General features: G+C 68.0%; 4 protein-coding genes. 2 read left to right on the top strand and 2 right to left on the bottom strand.

Annotated elements, in window-relative coordinates:
* Positions 1–35: 35 nt before the first annotated feature.
* Positions 36–1,001, bottom strand: a complete 966-nt coding sequence (dmeF, locus tag ABGA94_RS12725) for a CDF family Co(II)/Ni(II) efflux transporter DmeF (protein WP_375367445.1) — start codon at positions 999–1,001, stop codon at positions 36–38.
* Positions 1,002–1,051: 50 nt separating this feature from the next.
* On the opposite strand from dmeF, the gene ABGA94_RS12720 reads away from it, so the two are divergent.
* A complete protein-coding gene (locus tag ABGA94_RS12720) occupies positions 1,052–1,336 on the top strand; it encodes a metal/formaldehyde-sensitive transcriptional repressor (protein ID WP_095379406.1) in 285 nt (94 codons plus the stop codon).
* Here the strand turns inward: ABGA94_RS12720 and ABGA94_RS12715 are convergent.
* The gene (locus tag ABGA94_RS12715; RefSeq protein ID WP_375367443.1) at positions 1,324–1,641 is read right to left on the bottom strand and encodes a MerC family mercury resistance protein; all 318 of its coding nucleotides are present in this window, start codon (positions 1,639–1,641) and stop codon (positions 1,324–1,326) included. The genes ABGA94_RS12720 and ABGA94_RS12715 overlap by 13 nt on opposite strands.
* Before the next feature lie 69 nt (positions 1,642–1,710).
* Between ABGA94_RS12715 and ABGA94_RS12710 the strand changes: the two genes are divergently transcribed.
* Positions 1,711–3,036 (top strand): GTP-binding protein, encoded by a 1,326-nt coding sequence (locus tag ABGA94_RS12710; protein WP_005415077.1) that lies wholly within the window; start codon positions 1,711–1,713, stop codon positions 3,034–3,036.
* The last annotated feature ends 110 nt before the right edge of the window (positions 3,037–3,146 follow it).

Below are 3,146 nucleotides of genomic sequence, written 5' to 3'. Positions count from 1 at the left end.
GGTGCCGGCCAGCGGCCGGCACTACCGGACGCGGGTCATGCGCTGCGATGGATCTCCACCGTCACGTGCACCAGCTCTTCGTGGATCGCCAGCGCGTTGCGCACGGTATCGGCATCCAGCGTGGCGTCACTGGTGACCACGCTGGCGCTGACCGCGTACTTGCCGCGACCCACCTGCCAGACGTGCAGGTCGGCCAGGCGCGCCGGCCACGGGCCCTGTTCGATCACCTCGCGTACTTCGGCCACCACCGGCGCGTCCATCTGCGCGTCGAGCAGGATGCGGCCGCTGTCGCGCAGCAGGCCGATCGCCCACACCGTGACCAGCACGGCGCCGACCAGGCCCATCACCGGGTCCAGCCAGGTCAGGCCCAGCAGCTTGCCGCCGAGCAGGGCGATGATGGCCAGCACCGAGGTGGCGGCGTCGGCCAGCACGTGCACATACGCCGAGCGCAGGTTGAGGTCGTGACCGTGCGCATGGGTGTGATCGTGGTTGTGGCCGTGGTGATGGCCATGGTCATGCCCGTGGTGGTGATGCACGTGGCCCGGGCTGTCGTGCAGCCACCAGGCGCACAGCAGGTTCACGCCCAGCCCGACCACGGCGATGGCGATGGCTTCGTTGTAATGGATCGGCGCCGGTACCCACAGCCGCTCCAGCGATTGCACCGCCATCAGCGCGGCGACGCCAAGCAGGGCGATGGCGCTGGTATAGCCGGCCAGGATCTCGATCTTCCAGGTACCGAAGGCGAAGCGCGGGTCGTGCGCGTAGCGGCGCGCGCAGCGGTAGGCGAACACTGCCAGGCCCAGCGCGAGTGCGTGCGAACTCATGTGCCAGCCGTCGGCGAGCACGGCCATGGAGTTGAACCACCAGCCGCCGATAATTTCCACCAGCATCATGCTGACGGTGAGCCACAGAGCGCGGCGGGTATTGCGCTCGGCCAGCGGGTTGCCGTCGTCGAAGCGGTGTTCGTGGCGACGGGCGGCGGCGAGGGCGTCCAGATGCATGGGAAGACCAGAGGGTGGAAGGATACCCCCATAGGGTATACGATCCATCCATGGCCCATGTACACAAGAATCGAAAGCAGCTGCTGACCCGGGTACGCCGTATCGGCGGCCAGGTGGCAGCGTTGGAGCAGGCGCTGGACAAGCCCGAGGGTGAAGCAGGTGACTGTGCGGACGTGCTGGTGCAGGTTGCTGCGGTGCGCGGCGCCGCCCACAGCCTGCTGATGGAGCTGCTGCACGAGCACCTGCAGGAACATGTGGTCGGCGCCGACGACCCGCAGCAGCGGGCGGCCGAGGCCGAAGTGCTGGTCGAACTGCTGCGCCGCTACGGTAAATAGCAAGGGTAGTGCCGGTGCCGCGCGTTCCAGATATGCGTGGCGGCCAGCAGCAGGCCGAGCCCGGCGCCGGCGGTGGCCCAGGCCAGCACCGGCAACGGATGGCGGCGCTCGGCGCGCCATAGTGCATACCCGGTCAGCGGCAGGGCGATGGCCACGAACAGCAGGTGGACCCATTCCGCTTCGGCCCAGCTGCCGAACAGCGGCAGCGCGGTGGCAAGCAGGGGCAGCGCCAGGCAGTGCAGCAGGCACAGGCTGGACAGGGCGACCGCGCCGGCATCAAGCAGGGCGGCAGACGGCGACTTCATCGGGGGAGGTTCCTTGCGCAGCAATTGTTATACAGTAACATTTCCGTTCCGCAGCCAACCTGCTCCGACATGAACACTGTTTCCCGCGCCGACCGTCGCCTTCCGGTCACCGTGCTGTCCGGCTTCCTCGGGGCCGGCAAGACCACCCTGCTCAACCAGATCCTGCGTAACCGCCAGGGCCTGCGTGTGGCGGTCATCGTCAACGACATGAGCGAGGTCAACATCGATGCACAGCTGGTGCGAGAGGGCGGCGCCGAACTGCGCCGCACCGAAGAGACGCTGGTGGAATTCAGCAATGGCTGCATCTGCTGCACCCTGCGCGATGACCTGCTGCAGGAAGTGCGGCGCCTGGCCGACGCCGGTCGCTATGACTACCTGTTGATCGAGTCGACCGGCATCGGTGAGCCGATGCCGGTGGCGGCCACGTTCGCGGTGCGCGACGAGAAGGGCTTCAGCCTGAGTGACATCGCGCGCCTGGACACAATGGTGACGGTGGTGGATGGCGGCGCATTCCTTGCCGACTTCGGCTCGACGTTGCGCCTGGCCGAGCGCGGCCAGCAGGCCGGGCCGGATGACGACCGGGGGGTGGTCGACCTGCTGTGCGAGCAGGTCGAGTTCGCCGACGTGATCGTGGTCAGCAAGGTCGACCAGGTGGATGACGACGTGCTGCAGGACACGCTGGCCGTGTTGCGCGGCCTGAACCGCGACGCGAAGCTGCTGCTGTCCCGCTTCGGTGATGTTCCCCTGGCGGAGCTGCTGGACACCGGCCGCTTCGACTACGAGCGTGCGCAACGTGCGCCGGGTTGGGTAAAGGAACTGCGTGGCGAGCACACGCCCGAAACCGAGGAGTACGGCATCGCCAGCTTCGTCTATCGCTCGCGGCGACCGTTCCATCCCGCGCGCTTCGCCCGCGCGCTGCAGTCGGGCATGCCCGGCGTGATCCGCAGCAAGGGCTGGTTCTGGCTGGCCAATCGCATGGACTGGGTGGGTGAGCTGAACACCGTGGGCGCCGCGACGCGGACGCAGGCGGCGGGGTTCTGGTACGCCGCGCGTGATCGTGTGCGGGCTGGGCTGGAGGACACCGCGCCATTGCTGCCGCCCACGCCGCTGCCGTACAGCGACCTGGGCTGGGCGCGGCAGCAGGCCGACTGCTGGAGCGCACCGTTGCCGGGTCTGGAAGACTTCCCGGATGCGGCCGCGCATTCGGCGATGCAGCGGCTGTGGCACCCGCTGTGGGGCGACCGCCGCCAGGAGCTGGTGGTGATTGGCGTGCACATGGATGAGCGCGCGGTGCGTGCGGAGCTGGACGCGTGCCTGCTCAACGATCAGGAACTGCGTGCGGGGCCGCTGCTGTGGCAACAGCTGCCGCAGGCATTCCCGGTGTGGAAGCGGTGACGGTGCACTGAGGATCCATGGGAACGTGTGCATTCCATGCAGCCCATGCTTTGCGGTTGCGCGGCAGCAACGATGCATCGGTATGCAGTACTGCTTCGTTGGGCTGGTAG

Origin of the sequence: Stenotrophomonas sp. 3diitr2024 (genome assembly GCF_042136455.1) — a bacterium.
Lineage (GTDB): Bacteria > Pseudomonadota > Gammaproteobacteria > Xanthomonadales > Xanthomonadaceae > Stenotrophomonas > Stenotrophomonas sepilia.
This window is presented reverse-complemented; position numbering and strand designations above follow the sequence as displayed.

Excerpts from the sequence above, each read along its gene's own strand:
- ABGA94_RS12710 (WP_005415077.1), top strand. The coding sequence starts at position 1,711 with ATGAACACTGTTTCCCGCGCCGACCGTCGCCTTCCGGTCACCGTGCTG.
- ABGA94_RS12720 (WP_095379406.1), top strand. The coding sequence starts at position 1,052 with ATGGCCCATGTACACAAGAATCGAAAGCAGCTGCTGACCCGGGTACGC.
- ABGA94_RS12715 (WP_375367443.1), bottom strand. The coding sequence starts at position 1,641 with ATGAAGTCGCCGTCTGCCGCCCTGCTTGATGCCGGCGCGGTCGCCCTG.
- dmeF (WP_375367445.1), bottom strand. The coding sequence starts at position 1,001 with ATGCATCTGGACGCCCTCGCCGCCGCCCGTCGCCACGAACACCGCTTC.